Origin of the sequence: Streptosporangium subroseum (assembly GCF_900188345.1) — a bacterium.
GTDB classification, from domain to species: Bacteria; Actinomycetota; Actinomycetes; order Streptosporangiales; family Streptosporangiaceae; genus Streptosporangium; species Streptosporangium subroseum.
This window is the reverse complement of sequence record NZ_FZOD01000008.1, coordinates 68,055-92,082: the sequence shown is the minus strand read 5'-3', so window position 1 is coordinate 92,082 and position 24,028 is coordinate 68,055. Positions and strand designations below refer to the sequence as shown.

General features: G+C 67.8%; 23 protein-coding genes. 20 read left to right on the top strand and 3 right to left on the bottom strand.

Features of this window, described 5'->3' with window-relative positions:
- Positions 1–308: 308 nt before the first annotated feature.
- The 3 genes from CHC08_RS10845 (at position 309) to CHC08_RS49440 (ending at position 4,312) form a co-directional block, all read left to right on the top strand.
- On the top strand, positions 309–3,041 hold the full coding sequence (locus tag CHC08_RS10845) for an immune inhibitor A domain-containing protein (protein WP_089207090.1): 2,733 nt from the start codon (positions 309–311) through the stop codon (positions 3,039–3,041).
- An 88-nt stretch (positions 3,042–3,129) separates the two neighbouring features.
- Positions 3,130–4,068: a diacylglycerol/lipid kinase family protein gene (locus CHC08_RS10840; RefSeq protein WP_089207089.1), complete on the top strand. Its 939-nt coding sequence runs from the start codon at positions 3,130–3,132 to the stop codon at positions 4,066–4,068.
- Positions 4,069–4,156: 88 nt separating this feature from the next.
- Complete coding sequence (locus CHC08_RS49440; RefSeq protein WP_162641911.1) at positions 4,157–4,312, top strand: hypothetical protein; 156 nt, start codon at positions 4,157–4,159, stop codon at positions 4,310–4,312.
- A gap of 75 nt (positions 4,313–4,387) precedes the next feature.
- Here the strand turns inward: CHC08_RS49440 and mads6 are convergent, their stop codons facing one another.
- A complete protein-coding gene (mads6, locus tag CHC08_RS10835) occupies positions 4,388–6,223 on the bottom strand; it encodes a methylation-associated defense system protein kinase MAD6 (RefSeq protein ID WP_245878256.1) in 1,836 nt (611 codons plus the stop codon).
- 422 nt (positions 6,224–6,645) lie between these two features.
- On the opposite strand from mads6, the gene CHC08_RS10830 reads away from it, so the two are divergent.
- The 4 genes from CHC08_RS10830 to CHC08_RS10815 all read left to right on the top strand — a co-directional run bounded on the left by CHC08_RS10830 (position 6,646) and on the right by CHC08_RS10815 (position 9,380).
- Positions 6,646–7,047, top strand: coding sequence for a phage holin family protein (locus CHC08_RS10830; protein WP_089207088.1), 402 nt, complete (start codon positions 6,646–6,648; stop codon positions 7,045–7,047).
- Positions 7,044–7,847, top strand: a complete 804-nt coding sequence (locus CHC08_RS10825; RefSeq protein WP_089207087.1) for a DUF3618 domain-containing protein — start codon at positions 7,044–7,046, stop codon at positions 7,845–7,847. Before CHC08_RS10830 ends, CHC08_RS10825 begins: the two co-directional genes overlap by 4 nt.
- 441 nt (positions 7,848–8,288) lie before the next feature.
- A complete protein-coding gene (locus CHC08_RS10820) occupies positions 8,289–8,885 on the top strand; it encodes a hypothetical protein (RefSeq protein WP_089207086.1) in 597 nt (198 codons plus the stop codon).
- Positions 8,886–8,915: 30 nt separating this feature from the next.
- Positions 8,916–9,380 (top strand): VOC family protein, encoded by a 465-nt coding sequence (locus CHC08_RS10815; RefSeq protein ID WP_089207085.1) that lies wholly within the window; start codon positions 8,916–8,918, stop codon positions 9,378–9,380.
- A 62-nt stretch (positions 9,381–9,442) separates the two neighbouring features.
- Here CHC08_RS10815 and CHC08_RS10810 read toward each other — a convergent pair whose 3' ends face one another.
- Positions 9,443–10,138, bottom strand: coding sequence for a TenA family protein (locus tag CHC08_RS10810; RefSeq protein ID WP_089207084.1), 696 nt, complete (start codon positions 10,136–10,138; stop codon positions 9,443–9,445).
- A 189-nt stretch (positions 10,139–10,327) separates the two neighbouring features.
- Here CHC08_RS10810 and wrbA point away from each other — a divergent pair, with 189 nt between their 5' ends.
- The 6 genes from wrbA (at position 10,328) to CHC08_RS10780 (ending at position 16,423) form a co-directional block, all read left to right on the top strand.
- On the top strand, positions 10,328–10,948 hold the full coding sequence (wrbA, locus tag CHC08_RS10805; RefSeq protein WP_089207083.1) for an NAD(P)H:quinone oxidoreductase: 621 nt from the start codon (positions 10,328–10,330) through the stop codon (positions 10,946–10,948).
- A 270-nt stretch (positions 10,949–11,218) separates the two neighbouring features.
- Entirely contained in the window at positions 11,219–12,007 is a 789-nt protein-coding gene (locus tag CHC08_RS10800) for a DUF1838 family protein (RefSeq protein ID WP_089207082.1), read from the top strand.
- A 122-nt stretch (positions 12,008–12,129) separates the two neighbouring features.
- On the top strand, positions 12,130–12,648 hold the full coding sequence (locus tag CHC08_RS10795; RefSeq protein WP_089207081.1) for a MaoC family dehydratase: 519 nt from the start codon (positions 12,130–12,132) through the stop codon (positions 12,646–12,648).
- A gap of 10 nt (positions 12,649–12,658) precedes the next feature.
- On the top strand, positions 12,659–13,819 hold the full coding sequence (locus tag CHC08_RS10790; RefSeq protein ID WP_089207080.1) for an acyl-CoA dehydrogenase family protein: 1,161 nt from the start codon (positions 12,659–12,661) through the stop codon (positions 13,817–13,819).
- 112 nt (positions 13,820–13,931) lie between these two features.
- Positions 13,932–14,357: an HIT family protein gene (locus tag CHC08_RS10785; RefSeq protein ID WP_089207079.1), complete on the top strand. Its 426-nt coding sequence runs from the start codon at positions 13,932–13,934 to the stop codon at positions 14,355–14,357.
- A gap of 71 nt (positions 14,358–14,428) precedes the next feature.
- A complete protein-coding gene (locus tag CHC08_RS10780) occupies positions 14,429–16,423 on the top strand; it encodes a hypothetical protein (protein ID WP_143653162.1) in 1,995 nt (664 codons plus the stop codon).
- Here the strand turns inward: CHC08_RS10780 and CHC08_RS48100 are convergent.
- Positions 16,410–16,868 carry a hypothetical protein gene (locus CHC08_RS48100; protein WP_143653161.1) on the bottom strand — a complete coding sequence of 153 codons (459 nt, stop codon included), beginning with the start codon at positions 16,866–16,868 and terminating at the stop codon, positions 16,410–16,412. The two genes, CHC08_RS10780 and CHC08_RS48100, sit on opposite strands and share 14 nt — an antisense overlap.
- A 103-nt stretch (positions 16,869–16,971) precedes the next feature.
- Here CHC08_RS48100 and CHC08_RS10775 point away from each other — a divergent pair, with 103 nt between their 5' ends.
- The 7 genes from CHC08_RS10775 to CHC08_RS10745 all read left to right on the top strand — a co-directional run bounded on the left by CHC08_RS10775 (position 16,972) and on the right by CHC08_RS10745 (position 23,917).
- Positions 16,972–17,262, top strand: coding sequence for a hypothetical protein (locus tag CHC08_RS10775; RefSeq protein ID WP_089207077.1), 291 nt, complete (start codon positions 16,972–16,974; stop codon positions 17,260–17,262).
- Positions 17,263–17,351: 89 nt separating this feature from the next.
- Positions 17,352–18,548, top strand: a complete 1,197-nt coding sequence (locus CHC08_RS10770) for a sensor histidine kinase (RefSeq protein ID WP_089207076.1) — start codon at positions 17,352–17,354, stop codon at positions 18,546–18,548.
- A 281-nt stretch (positions 18,549–18,829) separates the two neighbouring features.
- Entirely contained in the window at positions 18,830–19,591 is a 762-nt protein-coding gene (locus tag CHC08_RS10765) for a LytR/AlgR family response regulator transcription factor (protein WP_089207075.1), read from the top strand.
- A gap of 90 nt (positions 19,592–19,681) precedes the next feature.
- Complete coding sequence (locus CHC08_RS51430; protein ID WP_245878255.1) at positions 19,682–20,284, top strand: hypothetical protein; 603 nt, start codon at positions 19,682–19,684, stop codon at positions 20,282–20,284.
- Entirely contained in the window at positions 20,281–21,780 is a 1,500-nt protein-coding gene (locus tag CHC08_RS10755) for a sodium/solute symporter (RefSeq protein ID WP_089207074.1), read from the top strand. Before CHC08_RS51430 ends, CHC08_RS10755 begins: the two co-directional genes overlap by 4 nt.
- Before the next feature lie 170 nt (positions 21,781–21,950).
- Complete coding sequence (locus CHC08_RS10750) at positions 21,951–22,307, top strand: DUF485 domain-containing protein (protein ID WP_338055671.1); 357 nt, start codon at positions 21,951–21,953, stop codon at positions 22,305–22,307.
- Entirely contained in the window at positions 22,307–23,917 is a 1,611-nt protein-coding gene (locus CHC08_RS10745) for a solute symporter family protein (RefSeq protein WP_089207073.1), read from the top strand. The genes CHC08_RS10750 and CHC08_RS10745 overlap by 1 nt, the downstream gene beginning before the upstream one ends.
- Positions 23,918–24,028: the final 111 nt, after the last annotated feature.

Sequence of the window (24,028 nt, the reverse complement as noted above, 5' to 3'; positions counted from 1 at the left end):
GGCCGTTTCGCGGTCCCGGAGACGCCCCGTCGATCCGGCGGGACGTGATCAACGTGCTGACCTGCTGTAAAGCGGTGACAGGCGAAATTGCAATGGAAATCGTCATCGTTTTCTGACAGACGGTAATGATTACAGTTTTGCAACATCATTTGGCGTTTTTACTGTCGCTTTACCTTCTCGTCTAACCTCCCGCTCGGCACGCTCATCCGGCGCGCCGAGGATGTCCGCGCCCGGCGAACCCGGGGCAGGGAGGGGATGCGTTGTCCAGCAGAGTCAGTAGTGGAGGCGCGCGCAGACGCCTTCTCACGATGGTGCCCGTGCTTGGCCTGGCCGTTGCGGGGCTGGCGGTGGGCGGGGCGTCCGCGGAGAGCGACACCTCGGTCGCGCGGTATCAGCCCACCGCGGCCGACTACTACATCAACTACGCGCCGCCGAGGGACGAGCCGGAGATCGACGATCCGGCCGTGCCGTCGTCCAGGGCACGCAAGATCAGCGCGGCCAAGAAGTTCGACCAGAAGTACTCCGGGGGCAACCCCGTCGCCGCACGGGTGCTGGCCTCCCGCGAGCGCGAAGCGATCAGGACGAAGCTCAACCCCGCCGACTTCCTCTTCAAGAAGGCGAAGACGGCCAAGACGGCCAAGCTCCTCACCCTGCTGGTGGAGTTCAACGACAAGGCCAACGACGACTTCTCCGGTTTCTCCCGCCCGGCGAGCGTGACCAGCGAGGACCCGGCCGAGTGCGTCACCGAGCCGCCGGGCACGCTGCTCAACGGCCCGCTGCACAACAAGATCGTTGACCCGGCCAAGCTGTCCCACAAGGACAACAACAGCTTCTGGGTGCCGGACTTCAGTCCCGACCACTTCAACAAGATGCTCTACACCAAGACGGGCATCACCCAGCGCGTCCGCCCCGACCTGACCGACCCCCGGGACGGCCGCAAGGGCATCGACATCTCCGGCCAGACCATGAAGAACATGTATGAGGAGATGTCCAAGGGCGCCTACACGGTCACCGGGCAGGCAAGCCCGTGGATCAAGGTGCCGCACTCCGAGGCCTACTACGGCGCGCGCGCCTGCGGCCAGGTGGTGCAGGACATGAGCGGTCACCCGAGCAACAAGCTCGGGGCCGGCCAGCTCGCCATCGACACGGTCAACGCCCTGGCCGCCTCCGACCCGAACTTCCCGTGGGCCGACTACGACCTCGAGGACGTCGGCGACGCCGACGGCGACGGGAACTTCGCCGAGCCCGACGGCGTGGTCGACCACCTCGTCCTGGTCCACGCGGGCAAGGACAAGTCCTCCGACGGCGGCGCCCAGGGCACCTACGCGATCTGGGCTCACTCCAGCGCGGTGGCCGGTGGCTACCAGGTGCCCGGCAAGAACGTGAAGATCTCCAACTACATCGTGCAGCCCGAGGACTCCGGCGTCGGCGTCTTCGCCCACGAGTACGGTCACGACCTCGGCCTGCCGGACCTCTACGACACCTCGGGCGCGGCCTCCTCGGCCGTCGACTTCTGGGACCTGATGTCCAGCGGCTCGCACAGCGGCCCGATCTTCCAGTCGATGCCCACCCACATGGGCATCTGGGACAAGTGGATCCTCGGCTGGGCCAACCCCAAGGTCTTCAACCCCGGTGACCGCGCCAGTACGGTGCTGGTCGGCCAGGCCTCGCGCACGCCCAAGCTCACCGAGGACGGCATCCGGGTCAACGTGGCCAGCCCCCCGGTCACGATGGTCGAGCCGCACAGCGGCACCAAGACGCTCTGGTCCAACTTCGACCAGGAGTGGGCCAACTCCAAGATCACCCGCGACGTCCCGGTGCCCGCCGGAACCGACGTGAAGTTCTGGCTCTGGAACAACTACGAGATCGAGGAGGACTGGGACTTCGGCTTCGTCGAGATCTCCACTGACGGTGGCACCACCTGGACCCAGCAGAAGGTCTACACCGAGGGCGGCGCCCTGGTCTCCACCGACGACGACTACACCGACCCCAACAAGAACCTCGCCGCGTTCGGTGGCAAGAAGTACGGTCTCACCGGCAACACCGACGGCTGGCGGCACGACTACGTCGACCTCGCCCCCTTCGCCGGCAAGACCGTCAAGCTGCGCCTGACCTACAACACCGACGCGGCCTTCACCCCGCGCGGCTGGCACGTCGACGACTTCGCGCTCACCAACGGCACCCAGACCGTCTGGAGCGACGACCTCGAGAGCGGCGCCACCGGCTGGACGGCCACCGGCGGCAGCTTCAACGGCACCCACGGCCAGGGCTGGGTCGTCAACGACGGCAAGCGGGAGGTCTCCCGCTTCTATCTGGCCGAGTGGCGTAACTTCGACGGGTTCGACAAGGGCCTGCAGTACACCTACAGCACCGACTACTCGCGTGAGGGCGCGTGGAAGGTGGAGAAGGTCAAGTACAACGCCCCCGGCATGCTCGTCTGGTTCCGCGACTCGAACTACAGCAACAACTCGGTGTCCAACAACCTGGAACTGGCGCCCAGCATCGGCTCCAAGGGCAGCCTGATCCTCGTCGACTCCCACTTCGACCCGCTGCGACGGACCGGAAAGGCAGCGGAGAAGGACACCACGACGCTCAAGAACATGCAGGGTCGCGTGCAGACCTCGAACGCGGCGTTCTCCTTCGACAAGACCTACCCCTTCACCGAGTGCTTCGAGGGGCCGGGCGAGCCCTTCAGCGAGTACTGCACCAAGGTGCCCGCGTTGAAGGGCGTCCCGGAGTTCACCGACGCCAAGACCTGGTACCCCGGCTTCGAGTCGCGCGACGGCAGCCTGTTCTACCGTGACTTCGACGCCTCGGTGGTCGTCCCCTCCAAGGGCGACCAGCCGTACAGCACGCGGGTCGTCAACCCCGACGGCAGCCCCGCCACCGAGCTGTACGGCCTCGACATGGGCAACGGCCACGTCCTCGGCTCGGGCAACCCCGGCGACGAGGGCAAGGCGCTGGGCGTGAAGCTCAAGCTTCTCACCCCGCTCCCCGGTGACCTCGGCGCGCTCATTCAGGTGACCCCGCCCAAGAAGTAAGCCTCGATCGCTCCACACGGGCCCCGCCGTCACCCACGGCGGGGCCCTACGATTTGAACGGGCAATCACCCGATCGAATAGGGGCAGTGTGGGAGAGCTTCGAAGCAAGGCAGGACACACCGAGGCCATCAGGACCGAGGGCAGAGTCTGCGTGGTCGTCAACACGCGCTCTCGCCGTGGCCGCCACCGCTACTCCGAGGCGATCGCCATGCTCAGGGCCGAGGGCTTCGAGCCGATCAGCCTGTTCCCCGTGGACGATCCCAAGCGCCTGCGAGACACGCTGGAGGCGGCCCTGGAGGCCAAGCCCGACCTGCTCGTCGTGGGCGGCGGCGACGGCACGCTCAGCGCCGCGGTCAAGCACGTCGCCCACCGCGACGTCGCCCTCGGCGTGCTGCCGCTGGGCACCACCAACAACTTCGCCCGCAGCCTCGGCATCCCGCTCGACCTGCAGGGGGCGATCCGGGTGTTCCGCATCGGCAAGGTGGCCGACATCGACCTGGGGGTCGCCGGCGGCCGGGAGTTCGCCAACCTGGCCAGCTTCGGGGTCTCCGTCGAGGTGGCGGGCAAGGTCAGACCCGGGCTGAAGCGCGTCCTCGGCCGCGCCGCCTACCCGCTCACCGCCCTGACGATCCTTCCGGGCCACCAGCCGTTCCGCGCCTTCCTCACCGTGGACGGCCGCCGCCACGAGCTGCTCACCCACCAGCTCAACATCGCCAACGGACGCTTCCACGGAGGCTGGCAGGTCGCCAAGGACATCAGCATCGACAACGGCCGGCTGGTCGCCTACCAGCTCGGCTCGGGCAAGCGCCTGCGCCTGCTGCTGGAGACGCTGATCCGCGCCACCACCGGCCGCTGGCGCAGCCTCGCGGGCGGTCCCTTTGTCATGGGCCGGGAAATGCACCTGGAGACCGACCCCCCGATGACCGCCGACGTCGACGGAGAGGTCCGCCTGATGACTCCCATCACCATTCGGACCGTCCCCAACGGCCTGCGGGTGATGGTCCCGGCCGATTTTGTCGACTCCTGAGCGGGTTTGCGCGCAGCCCCCGGTTAATGGTCTTGATTGGAGTGCATGCTCAGGGGTAGTTGTCCGTTCCGAATAAATGGAGGACACCATGGCATCGCTCATCGACAAGGTCCGGCATTATCTGAGCACCCCGGCTGGGCGCAGGAACATGGAGAAGGCCAAGGCGATGGCCAGCGACCCGCGCAACCAGCAGAAACTGCGCCAGTTCATGAACCGCTTCCGCGGAGGCCGGACCCACAACTGACCCGCTCCCGGCGAGTACGGCCCTCAGCTCTGCTCGCCGGCGAGCAGGGCCGCCCGTCGCCCGTGAACCTCGCCTTCACGGCTGCCTGCCGGACATACGGCGGAATCTTTCCCGGAGCCTCTCGAAGAGCATCGGCTCCCGTCCCGGCACGCCACCGCCGTCCGCGGGGCCGTCGAACGCAGGGCCGCTGAGCGCGTGACCGTCGGGTGCGGGGCCGCTGAGCGCGTGACCGTCGGGTGCGGGGCCGTTGAACGTGGGGCCGCCGGGTGCGGGGTTGCCGGGCATGCGGCTGCCGGGTGCGGGCCTGCCGGGTGTCCGGCCGTTCTGCGCGGGACCGTTGAGGGGCCGGACGTCGTGCGCAGGGCCGCCGGGCGTGCGACCGTCGGGCGCGGAGCCGCCGGGTACGAGGTTGCCGGGCATGCGGCCGTCAGATACGGGATCGTTGGACGTGCGGCCGTCGAGTACGGGGCTGTTGGACGGGTGGCCGGCAGGTGCGGGGCCGCCGGGTGCGGAGCCGTTCCGCACGAGGGCGCCCGGGACATGGCCCTCCGGCTCGCGGAAGTCCGGCCCGCGCCGCCGCCGCGCCCGCCGCAGGTCGTCAAGCGCCTCTGCCGCGCCGGGGCGCCTGGCCGGCAGAGGGTCGCGCATGCGCCGCAGCAGGTCCATGATCTCGGCGGGCGCGTCGACGCTGACGGACCCGGCCTCGGAACCCGAGGGAAGACGGCCGGTCAGCAGCTGGAAGGCGATCACCCCGGCCGCGTACACGTCGGAGGCGGTGGTCATCCGTTCGGGCATGGCCTGGCATTCGGGGGCCGCGTAGTGGGTGTCGAGGACGTTGGGCAGCTCGTTGGCCACGGTGTGCACGCGAGGGCCCGGCTTGGCGTAGTCGAACCCGGTCAGCATCGCCCGGCCTTCCTCGGTGACGAGGATGCAGGCGGGACTGAGCGCCCTATGGATCACGTTGTTGGCGTGGACATGGGTCAGGCCCAGCAGCACGTCCTCCACCACATCGAGCCTGGCCGCGGTGGAAAGCGTCTGCGGGGAGGCGGTGAGGTGCAGGTGCAGCGCCTGGCCGTGCACGTCGTCGAGGACCAGTACGAACCGGCTCTCGTCGTCGATCGCGAAGAAGTCGCGGGAACGCACCACGCACGGGTGGGGGGGAATCCTGGTGAGGGACTGGTAGGAGTTGGCGATCAGTCGCCGCTCGGCCGCGCGTGGCTCTTCCTGGGCCAGCGGGTCGGCACGGTAGACGCGCAGCAGGACCGTCTCGCTCTCCGGGACCGTCGCGTTGATCGCCCGATACTCGGTGACCCGGTTGTCCCCGCCGAGTTGTTCCTCCACCTCCCAGCTGCCGAACCGCGGCGGCGTGGTGGACCGTCGCACGCTGCCGTTCAACGCTTCGATGATCGCGGTTCCGTACGGCTTGGTGTCCGGGGTGTAGCCGCGCCTGACCCGGGAGACGTCGCTCAGCATGCCGATCAGGTGGGGTAGATCGGTGACGTGCCGCGAGTCACGACCGGCCGGATCGACCAGCTCCGCGTCGATGCCGGTCAGCACGACGACGCTGTCGACGTAGACCCGCTCCAGCTCGCGGCGTTTCTGCATGAGCAGGCCCTTGAGCGCACGCCCGTTGCCACGGAGTTTGGCCACCGGAGATCCGAACGCGTCCCGCCGGGAGGGGAACCAGCGCGTCCCCGAGACCTCGATCCGGCCGCGTGTGCCCTTGACGTCGATGACGCAGAGCGAGTGACCGGTCAGGACGATCACATCGACCTCGAAGCTGTCGTCGCCACGTGGCACCTCGATGTTGTGCAGCAGCAGCCAGTCGTCCGGGGCGTTGTCACGCAGATGTGCGATGACCCGTCGCTCGGCGTCGTTGACCGGGCTTCCGCCGCCGACGATCTGTGCCATCTCTAGCGCGCCGCCCTTCTGGTCGTGCCCATCGCCCCCTGAAGTAGGGCAAGAGTCCTATCCTCACGCGTATCTCTACTTTTCCGCCACTCGGACACGCGCGACTACCTATGATCATGACGTACTCCGGCCCGAGAAGCGCGTGAGATGCCCGGCGCCTCGGAGCCGTCGGCGGAACGCCGCGGGGCGGAACCCGGGCAGCCCGGCGGGTCCGGCCACGAGGAGTGGTTCTCCGAGTATCTCACCGCAGGGGTCTCCACCTCGGGTTGCCGATAAACCGCGTGTGACGGCGAATCGCGTGTCACGACAGCCGAGCAAGTGCTTGATCTATGCCCCGCGACGGCGCATGAGTTGCCACCGAGCAGAGGTTTGCCATGGCGGGAGCGGGTAGGCGCCTTCTTAGGTAGGGAGGAGGAACGCCAATGTCCAACGGTCCCAAGGAGTCGCTGCCGACGGGCGAGCTGATCCGGCAGATGTCAGAACAGGTCTCGCGCCTTATCCGGGACGAGCTCCAGTTGGCCAAGCTGGAACTCGCGGAAAAGGGTAAGCACGCGGGTATCGGTGCGGGATTGTTCGGTGGTGCGGGGGTTGTGGCCCTGTTCGGAGGCGGGTCCATAGTGGCCGCGGTGATCCTGCTTCTCGCCCGGGTCATGCCCGCGTGGGGAGCCGCGGCGGTCGTGGGTGTGGTGTTGCTGGTTCTGGCCGCGATTCTCGGAGTCCTCGGCAAGCGTCAGGTGACCGAGGCGGCCCCTCCGACCCCCGAACGGACCATCGCGAGCGTCAAGCACGACATCGACGCGGTGAAGGAGAGGGCACACCGATGACCGAGACCGACCCGGACCGGCCCGACCGGAAGCCCGCGGACGCCGGGACCACCGGGGCTCGCAGGCAGGAGATCGGCGAACCCCTGGCACCGGAGGAGAGCGGATCGCTCAACGTTCCGCAGACCAAGCCGGACAACGTCCCGCAGGCCAGGGCGGACAACGTTCCGCAGGCCAAGTCGGACGGAACGCCGGCAGAGGACCTCGGCGTTCCGGCGGCCGAACGTGACGGAACCCCTCGGCTGGTCGAGAACGCGACCCCCGGTGACACGAGCACGGGGAAGCCGGGCACCGAGAACGAGAAGACGAGCAAGGAATCCGTACGACGGGATATCGAGAATGCCCGGCGTGAGCTGGGCGACACCGTGGAGGCTTTGGTGCACAAGACCGATGTGAAGGGCCGTGTTCAGGAGACCGCCGCTCATGTGGGCGACGATCTGCGCCGTATGGGGGCGGCCACCGCCGACACCGCCACCGAGATGGTGGGCCGGATGAAGGAGGCGGCTCCCGAGATGGTGGGCCGGATGAAGGAGGCGGCTCCCGAGATGGTGGGCCGGATGAAGGAGGCGGCCCCCGAGATGGTCGGCCGGGTCAAGGAGGCGGCTCCCGAGATGGTGAGCCGGATGAGGGAAGCGGCTCCCGAGATGGTGGGCCGGGTCAAGGAGGTGACCCCCGTCGAGATCAAGGACGCGGCGGGGAAGGTCAGCGCCGAGGCGGGCAAGCGTCCCGTTGCGACCATCGCGGCGGTGGCGGCACTCGCCCTGATCGTCTTCCGCGTCCTGAGGCGCGGCAAGAAGAAGTAGGTGCGGGGCTTTGGTGAGGGCCGCTCCCGATTCTCGGGGGCGGCCTCCCCTCGTGTCCCGTCGCCAAGGACGGCGGCCGAGTGCGGTCCCTCATGCGTAAGAGCGGTGGTTGAGCGCCGTCTCTTGTGAGGGGAGACGGCCGCTGAGCGCCGTTCCTTGTGAGGGAAAACGGCGGCTGGGTGGTGTCTCTCGCGGGTAAGAGCGGCGATTGAGCACCATCCCTGGCCGGGAAGCGAGCCAAACTCAGGTCTGCCGGGGTAATCTGACCGGTTCCGGGTGGGTGGCGGACCCCCTCCTCTCCGCCCGCCCGGACCCCCTTCACGGGCCTGCTCGGCTGGATTCCGCCCGCGGACCTGACTATGTGGATCTGCCCGCACGGGCCCCGGAGCGGATGTAGCGTTCTTGGGCAGATGTTCTTGGGAAGAACAAACAGGAGGTCTCGTGCGCCGTGTTCTCGGTCTCGCCGCAGGCCTGGCCCTCATCGGGGCCGCCCTGTCCCCGCCGGCGCAGGCCCAGGCCACCTGCACCAGCGCCGCCGTCAAGAAGTGCCAGGGTCGTCCCTTGATCGACATCGATGTGGCGGTCAGGGCCACGCCCCACGCCCATCCGGGCGGGCGGGTCACCTATGTCCTGAACTACTCCATGACCTGGACGCCCTCCTTCGCCCCGTACTGGGGGGCCTTCTGGGTGGGCGGCCGATTCCCCAAGGGCGCCCAGACGCCCAGCAAGGCGACGTTCTTCGACGCCACCGGCAAGAAGCTCGCGACCATTCCCTGCCGCAGGTATTCCGACGGCGTCTGGTGTGACACCGCCGGTCAGGTTCCGCGCCACGGCCAGATTCCGCGCCAGGGGAAAATCGTCTTCACCGCCCGCCTCGCTCCCAAGGCCGGGGGAGTAGCAGTGGCCAAGCTCGGCGTGGACAGCTTCGAGGGGCTCAACGAGGCCGAGTTCGCACGGCACTACAGCCGCAAGACGTCGCAGGAGAAGTTCTGCAACCACCGTTTCGCCAAAGCCGTTACCACAACGGTGGACTCTTGAGAGAGCCGTAAAACAGGTGAGGGAGACAAAATGCAGGCCGAAGTGATCGGTGTCCACCACCTCAAGATCTGGGTGAGCGACCTGGCCAGAAGCCGTTCCTGGTACGAACGGGTCCTCGGGCTGGAACACCACATCAGCTTCGAAGACGATGACGGCGTGGTCAGGGGCATGAGCTTCACGGTCCCGGGCGCCGGCTTCCAGATCGCCCTGCGCGAGAACCCCGACCTGGCCAAGGCCCTCTCCGGAGCGGATCCCTTCGCCATGGAGGTCACCCTGGAAGGCCTGGGTGACTGGGTCGCCCACCTTGACGACCTCGGTATCCCGCACGGCCCGATCATCAAGGCCTCCTCCGGGCACGCCATGGGCTTCGCCGACCCGGACGGCGTCCAGATCCGCCTCTACGCCCCGGAGGAGGAGGTCCGCGCCGCCCAGGTCGGCTCCGAAGGCGTCTACCGCCCCGGCCCCGACCCGTACCTCAGGGAGAACCGGACCTGAACCCTCCGGGGAACCGGGCCTGAGCCGCGCCCGGCAGCCGCCGGCGAACGGAGGGGAGAGCGTCAGAGGCCGGCGGCCATGTCGAAGAAGCGCAGTTCCAGCCGTACGGCGCGGCGGAAGACGTCAAGCACGCGCAGTCGTCCGTTCTCGTCGAGCTCGGGGCCCAGGCGGTCGAGCTCACCGCAGAGGAAGGCCACCCAGGCGCGGAACACCGGGCCCTCGTGCAGGTTGATCCACTCGCGGTGGACGAAGTTCTCCGGCAGGGGCTGCTCGGCTCGGCTCGCCCAGCCGAGATAGCTCCACTCCGCCACGCACAGCACCGCCAGGATGATCGGGTAGTCCAGGCTGGTCCTGGCCTCGTCCATCAGGGCGCGGAAGTCGGCCGTCACCGGTTCAAGGTCGGGCGAGGCCAGATCGGCGGGGATGGCGCCGAGGGCGTCGAGCGCGCGGTGGAAGTAGGTCTTCTCCTCCGTCGTGGCGGTCTCGCCCAGGAACCGGCCGAACGGTACCCGTGACTCGAAGCTGTCGGCGCTGGCCACCGCCGCGCCGAGCAGGGCGGTGAAGGAGTCCACGAACTGGAAATCCTGGATCAGATAGCGGCGCATGTCATCGTCGGGAACGTCGCCCCGAGTGATCGACGCGGCGAACGGATGACTGACCACCGCGGTCCACTCGGGTTCGGCCCCCGACCGCAGCCACTCGCTGAAGGCGGGGTCGAGGGCGCTCGCACGCCACTCGTCGTAGGGGACCAGGTTCACCGGGCTTCTCCTCGGTATCTCGGGACGTCGATCAGCGTGAATGCTAGCCGCCGACCCGGCGGCGAGCGGTTGGCCACCCGTGAACCTGCCACGTTGCCTCCCCATGGAGAAGTCTTTGCGGGACGGAGGGGGTGGCTCCCGGGGTCGCAGGGCACGTCTCAGCGGAACGAGCCAGGGGGTACGAAAACGATGGACGAACCAGTGGTCAACGTCGCCGTCATCTACTACTCGGCCACGGGCACGGTTTTCGCGCTGGCCAAGGCCGCCGCCAGCGCCGCGGAGAAGGCCGGCGCGCAGGTTCGCCTTCGCAAGGTGAGGGAGCTCGCACCCGACGAGGCGATCGCCTCCAACGAGGGCTGGGCCGCTCACTCCGCCGCCACCCAGCACATCGTCGAGGCCTCGAAGGAGGATCTGACGTGGGCCGACGCGTTCCTGTTCGGCACCCCCACCAGGTACGGCACGCCCACCGCCCAGATGAAGCAGTTCATCGACACCACCGGCCCCCTGTGGGCCCAGGGCCTGCTGATCAACAAGATCGCGTCGTCGTTCACCGCGACCTCGACCCCGCACGGCGGGCAGGAGAGCACGATCCTCGCGATGAACAATATTTTCTACCACTGGGGCTCGATCATCGTGCCCCCCGGCTACGCCGACCCCGTCCAGTTCCAGGCCGGCAACCCGTACGGCACCAGCCACACCTCCCAGAACGGCACGGTTCCGCCCGGTGAGGTGCAGCTGGCGGCCATGGAGTTCCAGGCCAAGCGGGTGGTCGAGATCGCGGCGACCTTCCTGCGCGGGCGCCTGCCCTGAGGGTCGCGTCCCGCTTCGGTCCATGATCTTCCGCGAACGGGGTCGCCTTCCCCAGGATCACGCCCGGCTCCCGATCCCTCCGGTCTCATGATCACGACCCTCCGCGAACGTGAGTGAATGCGTGCGGACGGGTCCGTGCGTCAGGCGACCCGCTGCCGGAGGTCGTCGTCCGGCCGGATGTCCACCACCTCGGCATGGAACGATCGGGTCAGCTCTGTGGCGGCTCGTGCCTCGTGCGACCCTCACGCCCCTCGTGACAGGACGGTGGACATGATCGACTATCCCTCGGGCAGCCCGGCCGACGATCTGCGCGACCTCATCCGGGTCCGGGCCTGCGCGGACGGGACCGAGACCGTGGTCTGGTGGACGGGCGACGTGTACGGCTGGCAGCCCGACGACGGGCCGCGGCACCTGTTCGGTTTTGAGGGGGTCAACGTCGGGCGGGCTCGCGCCGTGCCGGGCGGCTACGAACTGCTGACCCGCGAGGCCGCCGCCTATCTCGACCCCCGTACCCGCGAGATCCTCCAGACCTGGAACAACCCGCTCACCGGCGGCGAGGCCGAGGTCATGCACGTCTGGAACGACCCCGCCAACCAGCGCTGGCAGGAACAGGGCCGCTTCGGTCCCTTCCGCGCCCCCCGCGTCCAGATCGGCGATCAGGTGGTGTTCAACGTGGACGTGCTCCTGGCGTACCCGTCCCCGCTTCCGGCCGCCGAGTTCCCCGACCACTCGGCCGGGGACACCTACCGGGCGATGGAGTTGTTCCAGTTTTTCGTCCCGGCGTCCGAGCTGGCGTCCGATGCCGCCTCGGTGCCGTGCACGCTCTCCTGGACCAGGGTGTCGCCGTGGCTGCCCTGGATGGAACTGGGCGCCCGGCCGGGGGCGCTGGTCTACCACTGCCGGGGCGCCAAGCTCGGCGGCTGGGACGAGGTCCCCGACCGTTTCCGCGAACACGTCGCCGCCTACGACCCCGCCTTCGCCCACGCTCCCGAGGACTGGTCGGAGCCCAACGAGACCAGCTGGACCGCTTTCAGGAAGCGGCACCCCGGCTCACGTTGACCGGCACCGTACTCGGGACTTTTGGTGCATATGGCGATATATGGGAAGAAATGACCAGGTTGGCCATTGACCGGCGAAACACCGGATGACTAGCGTCGAGGCCTCATCGCTCAGGGAGAGACGTGACCGTGCACGAACCCGGCCTTGGCCGGTACTACGAGGATTTTGTCGTCGGCGATGTCTACCGGCATCCGCTCGGCCGCACGATCAGCGAGGCCGACAACACCTGGTTCAGCCTCCTGACGATGAACACCAACCAGAACCACTTCAACGCCCACTTCGCCGAACGCGCCCCGGTCGGGAAGATCATCGTCAACTCCGGGCTGACCGTGGCGATCGTGCTGGGCATCTCGGTCATCGACGTCAGCCAGAACGCGATGATGAACCTCGGCTGGGACGAGATCAAGCTGACCCACCCGGTGTTCCTGGGTGACACCCTGTACGCCGAGTCGATCGTGCTGGACAAGCGGGAGTCGAAGTCGCGCCCCTACGCCGGGATCGTCACCTGCCGGACCCGGGGCCTCAACCAGGACGGCGACGAGGTCATGTCCTGGCGTCGCGCGGTGATGGTCTACCGCCGTGACGCCCCGCACGACAAGAACTACTTCCCGCAGGCCAAGACGGGCCCGATGACAACATGAGGACGCCCTGATGGATTTCGAGCTGAACGAAGACCAGCAGCTGTTCCGCCGTACCCTGCGGGAGTTCGTCGACAAGGAGATCGTGCCGGTCGCCCCGGAGTGGGAACGGACCGGCCGCTATCCTACCGAGATCGTCGAACGGTTCAAGGAAATGGGGCTGTTCGGGCTGACGATTCCCGAGGAGTACGGCGGGCTGGCGCTGGACCGGGTGTCGTTCGCCCTGGTCTTCGAGGAGATCGCGCGCGGCTGGATGGGAGTGGCCGGAGTGCTGGGCTCGCACTCGCTGGCCTCCTGGATGATCGCCCAGCACGGTACGGAGGAGCAGAAGAAGGCATACCTGCCGGACCTGGCCACCGGCGCCCGCCGTACCGGCATCGCGCTGACCGAGCCCGCGGCGGGCACCGACCTGCAGGGCATCCAGACCCGGGCGGTCCGCGACGGCGACCACTACGTGATCAACGGCGCCAAGACGTGGATCACCAACGCCCGCTACGCCGACCCGATGCCGGTCCTGGTCAAGACCTCCGTCACCGAACCCGCGCACCGCGGCATGTCCTTGATCCTGGTCGAGGCCGGAACCCCGGGCTACACGGTCAGCCGCGATCTGCCCAAGCTCGGCTACAAGGGCACCGAGACCTGCGAGATCGTGCTGGAGGACGTCCGCGTCCCGGTGTCCCAGCTGCTCGGCGGGGTCGAGGGCAGGGGCATGCAGCAGGCGTTGTCGGCCATGGAGCTGGGCCGGATCAACATCGCCGCCCGCGCGGTCGGCGTCTCCCAGTGTGCATACGACGCCGCGCTGAGCTACTCGCGCGAGCGTCACGCCTTCGGCCAGCCGATCGCCGACTTCCAGGCCATCCAGCTCAAGATCGCCGACATGGCCACCGACATCCAGGCGGCCCGGTTGCTCACCTACTGGGCGGCGACCCGCTCGGAGGCCGGCGCGGTGAACTCCGAGGCCGCGATGGCCAAGTACTTCGCGTCGGAGGTCGCGCTGCGCGCCACCCTGGAGGCCATGCGGATCCACGGTGGCTACGGCTACTCCCAGGAGTTCGTCGTCGAACGCCTCTACCGTGACGCTCCCCTGATGGCCATCGGCGAGGGCACCAACGACATCCAGCGGATGGTCATCGCCAGATCCCTCATATCGGGTGCCGCCAAGGTCGGATGGTGACCCGGCCCGCACCGTCAGGCACTCGTGATCTTCGGCCTGACGCGGTGCCAGGCGCCCGCCGTTCCTTGTCCTGACGCGATGGTGGGCGCCCGTCGTCTCCTATCCTGGCGTGATGCCAGATGGAGAGTGTGTGTTCTGCGCCATCGCGGCCGGTGAGATTCCGGCCCACATCGTGTTCTCCGACGACGTGGGCGTGGCCTTCCTGGACACGCGACCGGTTTTCAAGGGGCATGTCCTCGTGGCCCCTCTGGTTCACGTCGAGACACTCTCGGACCTCCCGGTGCCGATGGTCGGTCCGTTCTTCGAACGGGTCCAGGCCGTCGCCGCCGCCGTCGAGCAAGGTCTGGAGGTGGGCGGCACATTCGTCGCGATGAACAACCGGATCAGCCAGAGCGTCCCGCACCTTCACGTTCACGTCGTTCCCCGCAACCGCAAGGACGGCCTGCGCGGTTTCTTCTGGCCCCGGACAAAATACGACGACTCCACCGAAGCCGAGTCCTATGCCCGCCGCGTCCGCGGAGCACTCGACATCGGTTGAGCCGTCGGGATGGCGGCAGGGAGCCACGCCCGGTCATGATGATTGCCGGAGGTGGTGGGAACGTGGGGGACATGCCCGCGGTGGCACCGGGAACCGGGCCACTCGCACCTGAGTTCAACGGGATCGATCCCGCGCTCATGCAAGGTTTCATCACCGACCTGGAACAGGCCGGGCAGGTGATCGCCGAGCACACCGAGGCGATCCGCAGGGAGCTTGCGGCCGTGGATCTGCCCGCCGCCGGCCTCGCTCCGGTCAGGGAGATCGGTGGCTGGGCCGAGGAGCAGCTTCCGCGGCTCCGGCAGCGCGTGGAGACCATCACGTCCGCGCCCGCCGTGCTGCTCGGGGGCGGCCTGACCGGCTATCAGGAGAGCGCTCTGCTCGCTCCGGCGGAGGCCCAGAAACAGGGCTCAGATCTGGGTAAACGCTTCGCCGGCATCGACCTCGACGAGTTCTCCCTCCTCGGCCCCTACGCCTCCGACCGGATGGCCGCGCTCGTCGGCGAGCTGAAGGCCCACCAGCACGACTCGAACTTCACCGCGGCCTTCTTCGCCGCCCTCGGCCCTGCGGACACCCGCACACTTACCACCGAGCTGCGCCGTCTCGCCGACGCCGAAAATTCGGTCGACGTCGCCCGTAGGGCGTTCGCCACGGCACTCAGGGGTGGGGCAAAGGTCGCGGGATTCGCCGGGATCATGCGGGCGATGCAAGAGGCCAAGGAGAACGACCTGGACGGGGTCGTCGACCTGCTGCGTCCCGGTGCTTACCCGACCGAGTGGCTGGCCGGGATGGCAGCACCGGTGCTGGCCGCCGGAAGCCGAGTACGCGGTAGGAGCCTGGCCACGCTGCTCAACCTTCTGGGCGAGAACCCCGCGGCGGCCCGACTGGCGATCGGTGCGGCCTCCGGCATCGGTCCGGTCCCGGCATCTGCCAAGCTGCCTTTCGGACTGCTGTCCGGCCTTCCGCAGCCGTGGGACTCCGGGCCGAAATTGGCGAGGTTTCTCGAATCGCTCAATGAGCGCAGCAGGGGGACCAAGGAAACCGCGGCGGGGTTCGGGCGACTACTGGCGGCGGCATCCGGCGCCTATGACGAGAAACAGGGTGAGCACAGCCCAGAGGCGGTGTTCTTCACCTACACCCTGATGACCACGATGGATGACCTGAAGCTGGGTGACGCCACTCGTCTCCACCTGTCGGAGATAGCCGGTTCGTACGCTCCGGAGATCACCTTGGGCGCGGACATCGGGGCCGTGGACATGACCAAGGACAGTGGCCTGTATCCCACGCCCGGGTTTTTCGAGCCGACCATTGTCGCGGGACTGCGCGGCGCATTCCGGCTCAGCCCTGAGGACACCTTCCGTTTCCTGACCACCTTCGCTGGAGCCAACGAAACTCGGGTCCCGTTCCAGGACGGCATGGGCCGGCTGACCGAGCGGCTGCTTCCAGAGGCCTCCCGACAGGTTAAGAGCACAAAAGACGTCACTGCCCTGGACGACCTGTTCACCGTGCTCGGAAACGTGCGCGGGTTCGAACTGGCCGCCGCGGTGCGAGTGCTCAAACCTCAGGACGAGGCAGCCGAGAGCGCCAAGGACGCGGAGGACTTTCTGGTCGGCGCTTTTATGGGTGTTGCCGGGCTTTTCCCGCCTCTGTCCATCTATGCTCGCACCTGGACTGCAATCTCCACGGGAAAAGCTGCCTTGGATACCTATGGCTCCCAACCGGAGGAGAAAGCGGCAAAGATGCTCGAACTTGACGGCACCGAAACGCTGGGCCGCCAGTATGAGGTAGCTCACCTCCTCGCAAAGCAGGGCTTCACTCCCAAAGTGCCTCCAACCGCTTCGAGTATCGCTGACGCGAACGGAAGCCTGCGCCCTTTCGATGACATCGTCAAACAGGGCAATGCGGGCATGGCGGTCTTGGAGCAATGGTTCATTAACAATGGTATGGGAACTTCGGATGAGCTCGTTTCTGGGCAGCTGAGCCGTCGTCAAGCACGGAATTTCGATGGAAGCAAAGGGTTCGCTTTCCAGCGCCCCAAACTTTATGTCAGCAAGCTCACGACTGACTGAGGCACTCGGTTTCGCCCCGTACCACATACTGCCCATTCTTATTCGAGCCGAACTCGATGGAGGTTCTCGTGGATTCGTTGACTGCTCGTAGTGCCGTACTTTCAGGGTTGGTCATCTTGTAGTCCGCGAACTCGTTCAGCGCGCCCAGCAACTGAGCGTTCAGCGCTGTGGGCTTCGTCTGTGGAGCGGTATCCTGGCCGGTCGCTGCGAAGGTGTATTTGATTTTTTCTTCCCCGCAGGGGATTTTCTTTCCACCCGAGTCGATGATCTTTATATTCTGAGCATTCACTTCTTTGAGAAGTTCTAGTATGTGCGTTTTGAGGGTCGTGCCCGCTTCGGCGGCGGTGGGTTTCTTTTCGCCTCCACCGCAGGCGGTCAGGGTCATAGCGGTCAGTAGGAGTGCCATACCAAGCCTTACGGGAAACCGGTGGGTGAAGTAGGGCATCGAATCTCCTTCGAAGCACTGGCCGACTGAGCGCACGATCTCATAATCTCCGGGGGAGCGCGCATGTCATACCGGAAGAACACCGAGACGGAAGGTGGGCCGGATGGTTCCCGGGCCGAAGGACATGGTCGCCAATCCCCGGCGGGAAGAACTGCAGCGGGCGCTGACGCAGGTGCGGGCGCATGCGGCGCGACTGGAGACGGCGTTGGATCCTGCCCATGCCTCGTTCACAGGGAAAGCGGTCTGGGTGGGGCCGACAGCGCGGGCATTCACCGCGGAGCTGGCCGGGCGACGCAGCCGACTCCGGACGCTTGTCCAGCGAATTGTCGAGGAGTTGGAAGCGGAGGTCCGTGCCATCCCCGAGAAGGTGGACCGGTCGCCAACCGCACGGTGAGTGGTCTGAGGAATGAACCGTGGCAGTGGGCAGAGGAACGATGAGTGATCTGATAGGCACCGGCGAACCTGGACAGATAAGGTCCGGACGTGGAACCAGTCGTCGCAGTGCTGTTGATCGCCGCCCTGGTCGGTGTTCCGGCCCTGGTGCTGTGGCGGGTGCTGCGCGGTCGGCGCGAGCTGGGCAGCAGCCCGGCCGAGCGCGCCACGTTCGAGACGCTGCACACCGCCTCCCTCGCCGCGCCGCCGCTGCGGGCCGGGCTGACCGAAGCGGGCACCCAGAAGGCATCCCGGCACCTGCGTGAGTTGCTCGGCTCCCCGGCGCTGGCGATCACCGACGAGGAGCGGTTGCTGGTCTACGACGGCGAGGGTGACCACCACGCCCGCGAGGCGTTCGCGCACGCCGCCAAGACCCTCGCCGGAGGACGTACCCGGGTCCTCGGTCCCGAGGTCGTCTCGTGCGAGCTTCCCGAGTGCCCGATCAGGTTCGCCGTCGTGGTGCCGCTCATCACCGATGGCCGGGTGGTCGGCTCGCTCGCCGCCTACGGCGGGCACGCCTCGGCCGGTCTGGTCAGGGCCACCCACGAGGTGGCGAACTGGGTTGACTCGCAGCTGGAACTGGCCGAGCTGGATCGATCCAGGACGCGGCTGATGGAGGCCGAGGTCCGGGCGCTGCGGGCGCAGATCTCCCCGCACTTCATCTACAACTCGCTGACGACGATCGCCAGCTTCGTCCGCTCGGATCCCGACCGCTCGCGCGAGCTGTTGCTGGAGTTCGCCGACTTCACCCGCTACTCCTTCCGGCGGCACGGAGAGTTCACCACGCTGGCCGAGGAACTGCGTTCCATCGACCGCTACCTCACCCTGGAACGTGCCCGCTTCGGTGACCAGCTCCAGGTGACGTTGCGGATCGCTCCCGAGGTGCTCGCGGTCGCGGTGCCGTTCCTGTGCCTGCAGCCGCTGGTGGAGAACGCGGTCCAGCACGGGCTGGAGAGCAAGCTCGGGGTCGGCCGTATCTCGATCATCGCCGAGGACGCCGGTGCCGAGTGCCGGATCAGCGTGGAGGACGACGGCGTCGGCATGGAGCCGGAGCGCCTGCGCCGGATCCTGGCCGGCGACGCCGACGAGCGTTCGGGAGCCGGGGGAGTGGGACTGGTCAACGTGGACGAGCGGCTGCGTCAGGTCTACGGCGATGAGTATGGTCTGGTGGCCGAGACGGGCAAGGGTGCGGGCACCAAGGTCAGCGTCCGCCTGCCGAAGTATCACCCCGGGGTCTCCGCCCGCTGACATTGCGCCATACGGTCCGCCCCGCTAAGTATGGCTGGTACATCGCGGAGGGACCGCGGGGAGTTTTCCTGTGTGAAACGGCTTCACGATCTTTGAGTTCGCAGAGTTCGCAGAGTTCGCAGAGTTCGGAGGGCTCGGAGGGCTCGGAGGGCCCGCTTCCGCCTTGACGTCCGCGATTCGCCACCGCTGGACAGCCCTGGCGAATCTGGGACAGTTGACACGCGATGCCCTTATTCATCACCCTCTAGAAATTCCGATGCGAACGACCTGGAGGAGCAACCGTGACCGGCCTGCGCGTCCTGGCGGTGGATGATGAGCTCCCCGCGTTGGAGGACCTGGCCTACCTGCTGCGGGACGACCCTCGTATCGGTGAGGTCTCCTTGGCCAGGGACGGGGCCGCCGCGTTGCGCGTCCTGGATCGGGCGATCGCCGACGGGCGGCCGATCGACGCGGTCTTCCTCGACATCCGGATGCGTGGCCTGGACGGGGTGGTGCTCGGCAGGCTGCTGTCGCAGTTCGCCAACCCACCCCGGGTGGTCTTCGTGACCGCCTACGAGGAGCACGCGGTGGACGCCTTCGAGATCAAGGCCGAGGACTACCTGCTCAAGCCGGTCCGGCCGGAGCGGCTGGCCGAGGCCATCCGGCGGGTGTGCGTCTCGGCGGAGCTTCCGGAGAGCGACGCCGTGGGCCGTACCGACCCCGACACCATCCCGGTCGAGCTCGGCGGCGTCACCCGGTTCGTGGTCAGCACCGAGGTCCGCTACGTCGAGGCGCAGGGCGACTACGCCCGCCTGCACACCGCGGGCGGCAGCCACCTGGTGCGCATCTCGCTGGCCACGCTGGAGGAGCGCTGGTCCTCGGCCGGGTTCGTCCGGGTGCACCGCAGCCACCTGGTCGCGGTCAAGCACATCGACGAGCTGCACATCGACTCGGGCCGCTGCGTGGTCCGCATCGGCGAGACCGAGATCCCGGTCAGCCGCCGCCACACCCGGGAGCTGCGCGACCTGCTGGTCCGCCGGGCCCGCAAGGGCCGGTCCGCATGAATCTGAAGGCCGTGTGAGCCGGGTGGCTGCGTGGGCGGAGGGCCGTACGGGTGGAAGGCAGCCGGGTGGCCGTATGAGCGAGGACGCCGAATGAGCCAGGAAGCCGAGCCGCGCGATGGGGCGGAGCCGCGGCGGTGGATAGCCGACCGGCTCACCTGGGCGGTGGAGCGGCCGCGCAAGGATTCCGACCGGCCGCGCAAGGAGCCGGATCGGCCACGTAAGGACTCCGATCGATCGCGAAAGGAGACCGAGCGGCCGCGCAGGGAGTTCGGGGTGCGCAGGGAGTTCGGGACGCGCAAGGAGTCCGGGACGCGTAAGGAGACCGAGCGGCCGCGCCGCGAGGTGGTGACCAGCCCCCGCACCATGGCGCCCCGCCACCCCCGCTATCCGGTGACCCGTGAGATCGACGAGCAGACCCACCTGGGTGAGGTCTACATGCGCTCGCTGATCCGTACCCAGCTCCGGCTGGCGCTGTTCGTCTGCACGGTGCTCGGCTGCGTGGTCTGCGGCCTGCCGCTGCTGTTCCTGCTCGTGCCGGAACTGCGCGAGGTCCAGCTGGCCGGCATTCCCCTGCCGTGGGCGGTGCTCGCCGGTCTGATCTATCCGGCGTTCGTGATCGGTGCCTGGCTCTACGTCCGGCAGGCGGAACGGAACGAGCGCCACTTCGCCGAACTGGTGGACCGGGCCCGATGAGCACCGCGTACGGCGTGACGGCGGTGGTGCTGGTGGCACTGGCCGCGGTGCTGATCGGCGGGTTCGGCATCCGGCTGTCGCGGACCACCTCTGACTTCTACGTCGCCTCCCGTACGGTCTCCCCGCTGTGGAACGCCTCCGCCATCGGCGGCGAATACCTGTCGGCCGCGAGCTTCCTGGGCATCGCCGGACTGATCCTCACCTACGGCGCCGACATGCTCTGGCTGCCGGTCGGCTGGACCGGCGGCTACCTGGTGCTGCTCGTCCTGGTCTCCGCGCCGCTGCGCCGCTCGGGCGCCTACACGCTGCCCGATTTCGCCGAGGCGCGGCTGGAGTCGATGGCCGTGCGCCGGATGGCGGGCGTGCTGGTCGTGCTGATCGGCTGGCTGTATCTGATGCCGCAGTTCCAGAGCGCGGGCCTGGTGCTGCAGGCCATCACCGGTGCTCCCGATTGGGCCGGAGGGCTGCTGGTGGCCGCCGTGGTCGCGGTGAACGTGATGTCCGGCGGCATGCGGTCGATCACCTTCGTGCAGGCCTTCCAGTACTGGCTCAAACTGACCGCGCTGGCCGTTCCGGTGGTGTTCCTGCTGCTGGCCTGGCAGGCCGACGGCGCGCCGGGGCTGAGCGCGCACGACACGGTCACCTGGGCGCTGCCGCTGGCCAGCGGCAAGGAGTACAGCCTCTACTCGACCTACTCACTGATCCTGGCGACGTTTCTGGGCACCATGGGGCTGCCGCACGTGCTGGTCCGCTTCTACACCAACCCCGACGGCCAGGCCGCACGCCGTACGACGCTGGTGGTCCTGTCGCTGCTCGGCGCCTTCTACCTGCTGCCCGCCATCTACGGCGCGCTGGGCCGGATCTACCTCCCCGAGCTGGTGGGCAGCGACACGGTGGTGCTCACGCTGCCCGGACGGTTGATCGGCGGGGTGCTCGGCGACCTGCTGACGGCGCTGGTGACGGCAGGGGCGTTCGCGGCGTTCCTGTCCACCTCCTCCGGGCTCACGGTCTCCGTCGCGGGGGTCATCGGGCAGGACATCCTCAAGGGAGGGGTGCGCTCGTTCAGGGCGGCGGCGGTGCTGGCCGTGATCGTGCCCCTGGGCCTGGCCGTCCTGGCCCGCTCGCTGCCCGTCGCCGACGTGGTGGGTCTGGCCTTCGCGGTGGCCGCCTCCTCCTTCTGCCCGCTGCTGGTGCTGGGCATCTGGTGGCGGCGGCTGACCTCCACGGGGGCCATGGCCGGGCTGCTCGTCGGCGGCGGCCTGGCCTGCTGCGCGGTCCTGATGACGATCGTCGGAGAGCCGCACACCGGCCTGGTCGGCGCCCTGCTGGCTCAGCCCGCCGCGTGGACGGTGCCGATCGCCTTCGCCGTCATGATCGTGGTCTCGCTCCTTACCCCGGCCCGGATCCCGGCGGGCGTGGCCCGCACGATGGTGCGCCTGCACACCCCCGAGACCCTCAACCTCGACCGCGGCGACTGGCGGCCACGGTCCTCCTGATGTAATGGATCAGCGGTTTCCGGGTTGGATGCCCCGGTTGAAGAACCGCTCATCGCGCTATACGGACCTTTCACCGCAGGGCATGTTCAACTGACCGCCACTTGGCAGCGGCTGGGCGAACGGACCGCTCCAGGGGCTCCTCTCCGGTAGCGTCCCCTCCTACGTTTGCCGTGATCCAGATCACATTCGTGGGAGGTCTCGTGACCGCCAGGCAACATGATTCATCGGTATATGAAGAGGTTCAAGCAAGTGAGAAGTTCCAAGAGCTGAGGCGGCGCCTACGGGCCTGGACATTCCCGATGACCATTGCGTTCTTCACCTGGTACCTCCTGTACGTGGTGTTGTCCGGCTTCGCGCGTGACTTCATGGCCATCAAGGTGCTCGGCAACATCAACGTGGCGCTGGTCCTCGGACTGCTCCAGTTCGTGTCGACGTTCGGGATCGCCTGGGCCTACTCCCGGTTCGCCGAGAGGAAACTCGACCCGCTGGCCGACGAGATCCGCCACGAAGTCGAGGGGAAGATCTGATGAGCCACCAGACACTCTCCACGATCCTGTTCCTGGTGTTCGTCGCGGTGACGCTGGGCATCACCTTCTGGGCGAGCCGCAACACCAAGGACGCCACCGACTACTACGCCGGCGGCCGGTCCTTCAGCGGTGCGCAGAACGGCCTCGCCATCGGCGGCGACTACATGTCGGCCGCGAGCTTCCTGGGCATCGCCGGAATCATCGCCCTGTCGGGATACGACGGCTTCCTGTACTCGATCGGCTTCCTGGTCGCCTGGCTGATCGCGCTGCTCCTGGTCGCCGAGCTGATGCGTAACTCCGGCAAGTTCACCATGGCCGACGTGCTGGCCTTCCGGATGAGCCCGCGCCCGGTCCGCACCGCGGCGGGCGTGTCCACGATCACCGTGTCGATCTTCTACTTGCTGGCGCAGATGGTCGGCGCGGGCGCGCTGGTCGGCCTGCTGCTCGGCGTCACCTCGCCGACGGGCAAGGCGCTCACGATCGTCGGCGTCGGCGTGCTGATGATCGTCTACGTGGTCGTCGGCGGCATGAAGGGCACCACCTGGGTGCAGATCGTCAAGGCCGTGCTGCTCATGGGCGGCGCGACCCTGATCACGCTGCTGGTGCTCGGCCACTACGGCTTCAACCTCTCGGCACTTCTCGGTGATGCCGCCGCGAAGAGCGGTAAGGCCGACCAGTTCCTCATCCCGGGCCTGAAGTACGGCACCGAGGCGCAGGGCCTCGCGGGCAAGATCGACCTGATCAGCCTGGGCCTGGCGCTGGTGCTCGGCACCGCCGGCCTGCCGCACATCCTGATCCGCTTCTACACCGTTCCCACCGCGAGGGAAGCCCGCAAGTCGGTCCTGTGGGGCATCGGCATCATCGGCGTCTTCTACCTGCTCACCCTCGTGCTCGGCTTCGGCGCGGCGGCGCTGGTCGGCGGCAAGGCGATCTTGGCGCAGGACAAGGCGGGCAACACAGCAGCCCCGATGCTCGCCGAGGCGATCGGCAATGCCATCTTCGGAAGCGTGGGCGGCACGATCCTGCTGGCCGTCATCGCGGCGGTGGCGTTCGCCACGATCCTGGCGGTCGTCGCGGGCCTGACGCTGGCGTCGAGCTCGTCCTTCGCCCACGACATGTACGCCCACGTGTTCAAGCGCGGCAACGTCACCGACAAGGAGGAGATCCTGGTCGCCCGGATCTCCGCCTTTGTCATCGGCGCGGTCGCCATCGGGCTCGGCATCCTCGCGCAGGGACAGAACGTGGCCTTCCTGGTCGCGCTGGCCTTCGCGGTGGCCGCCTCCGGCAACCTGCCCGCGATCCTCTACAGCCTGTTCTGGAAGCGGTTCAACACCGTCGGCGCGGTCTCGGCCATCTACGGCGGCCTCGGCTCCGCGCTGTTCCTGGTGATCTTCTCGCCGGTCATGTCGGGCACCGCGACCTCCCTGATCCCGGACGCGAACTTCGCCTGGTTCCCGCTGAGCAACCCGGGCATCGTCTCGATCCCGCTGGGCTTCCTCGCCGGATACATCGGCACGCGGCTCAGCAAGGAGTACAACGCGGCCAAGTACGCCGAGATCGAGGTCCGCTCGCTCACCGGCGTCGGTGCCGAGAAGGCGACGGAGCACTAGCCACGTCCGGCTGATCGCGTGGCTCGTTCACGAGCCACGCGATCGTCCAGACAGAGAATGGGAGCGGCCGGCAGCACTGCTGCCGGCCGCTCCCATTCGTATGTACGGGGC

What these genes read in the sequence shown, in the direction of transcription:
- CHC08_RS10780 (WP_143653162.1), top strand. Translation starts at nt 14,429, where the DNA reads ATGCCCGCGGTGGCACCGGGAACCGGGCCACTCGCACCTGAGTTCAAC.
- CHC08_RS10785 (WP_089207079.1), top strand. Translation starts at nt 13,932, where the DNA reads ATGCCAGATGGAGAGTGTGTGTTCTGCGCCATCGCGGCCGGTGAGATT.
- CHC08_RS10790 (WP_089207080.1), top strand. Translation starts at nt 12,659, where the DNA reads ATGGATTTCGAGCTGAACGAAGACCAGCAGCTGTTCCGCCGTACCCTG.
- wrbA (WP_089207083.1), top strand. Translation starts at nt 10,328, where the DNA reads ATGGACGAACCAGTGGTCAACGTCGCCGTCATCTACTACTCGGCCACG.
- CHC08_RS48100 (WP_143653161.1), bottom strand. Translation starts at nt 16,868, where the DNA reads ATGCCCTACTTCACCCACCGGTTTCCCGTAAGGCTTGGTATGGCACTC.
- CHC08_RS49440 (WP_162641911.1), top strand. Translation starts at nt 4,157, where the DNA reads ATGGCATCGCTCATCGACAAGGTCCGGCATTATCTGAGCACCCCGGCT.
- mads6 (WP_245878256.1), bottom strand. Translation starts at nt 6,223, where the DNA reads ATGGCACAGATCGTCGGCGGCGGAAGCCCGGTCAACGACGCCGAGCGA.
- CHC08_RS10800 (WP_089207082.1), top strand. Translation starts at nt 11,219, where the DNA reads ATGATCGACTATCCCTCGGGCAGCCCGGCCGACGATCTGCGCGACCTC.
- CHC08_RS10745 (WP_089207073.1), top strand. Translation starts at nt 22,307, where the DNA reads ATGAGCCACCAGACACTCTCCACGATCCTGTTCCTGGTGTTCGTCGCG.
- CHC08_RS10845 (WP_089207090.1), top strand. Translation starts at nt 309, where the DNA reads ATGGTGCCCGTGCTTGGCCTGGCCGTTGCGGGGCTGGCGGTGGGCGGG.
- CHC08_RS10775 (WP_089207077.1), top strand. Translation starts at nt 16,972, where the DNA reads ATGGTTCCCGGGCCGAAGGACATGGTCGCCAATCCCCGGCGGGAAGAA.
- CHC08_RS10755 (WP_089207074.1), top strand. Translation starts at nt 20,281, where the DNA reads ATGAGCACCGCGTACGGCGTGACGGCGGTGGTGCTGGTGGCACTGGCC.
- CHC08_RS10815 (WP_089207085.1), top strand. Translation starts at nt 8,916, where the DNA reads ATGCAGGCCGAAGTGATCGGTGTCCACCACCTCAAGATCTGGGTGAGC.
- CHC08_RS10825 (WP_089207087.1), top strand. Translation starts at nt 7,044, where the DNA reads ATGACCGAGACCGACCCGGACCGGCCCGACCGGAAGCCCGCGGACGCC.
- CHC08_RS51430 (WP_245878255.1), top strand. Translation starts at nt 19,682, where the DNA reads ATGAGCCAGGAAGCCGAGCCGCGCGATGGGGCGGAGCCGCGGCGGTGG.
- CHC08_RS10830 (WP_089207088.1), top strand. Translation starts at nt 6,646, where the DNA reads ATGTCCAACGGTCCCAAGGAGTCGCTGCCGACGGGCGAGCTGATCCGG.